We start from the raw sequence: 752 nt of genomic DNA on the forward strand, positions 1-752 counted from the left end.
CTTTATATCAAGAAGTGATTCACTGGGATGAAGACGATTTTTTTGAGCGCATAGAGGATGTGATCAAAAAGCTTGAGTGGCACTCTGCGTTTTACATGCAAGCACGCCGCATGATGGAGAAAAACAAAGGGGTTAATAACCCTATGTTCCCGCATTATTTCTGTGACCAATGGTATCAAAGCCTTGTTGATGCAATTAAACAGGCGCAAGTAAGTGAGTTAGAAGCCAACAAAGAGAAAGTTCTTAACGATCTGTATCAACGTATGGAAACCATGCGCAATATGGATAAAGTGACGGAATCTGGCGACGCTGAAAGCGTAGGGCGCTTGTGGGATATGGCTTCGGCAAAACTCAGCAAAACCGATTTAACGGTGATGAAGCGCCATGCAGAGTTTTTGAAAAAGCACAAAGGCTTGCAAGAAATCGCAGAACAGCTTGGCCGTATGGCTGGGCAAGTGAATGATCCTGACTTAAACCGTGCACCAGCGGAAGAGCTGCAAATGGTTGAAGAAAAAAGCGACGAAGCGACTGATGATATCGTCGGTATCCATGAAAGTGACGATCTCAACAAGCTGCTGCCAAACGAGACCATGTTTTTGGCCTACCCAGAGCTAGAAGTCGTGTTCTACAAGCATCTGGTCGACAAGCGTTTGATGAACTATCGCACGCAAGGTAAATCTCGCACTTTACGTAAAGTCAAAGCGCATCGTCCAGACAACAAAGCTGTGGATATCGAAAAAGGGCCGTTCATC

The 752-nt window shown here is 45.3% G+C and carries 1 pseudogene; it reads left to right on the top strand.

Annotated elements, in window-relative coordinates:
• Positions 1-752: pseudogene (locus R8O11_RS27165) on the top strand (ATPase RavA stimulator ViaA); the annotation flags it as partial.

The organism is Vibrio sp. 1288 (assembly GCF_033344475.1).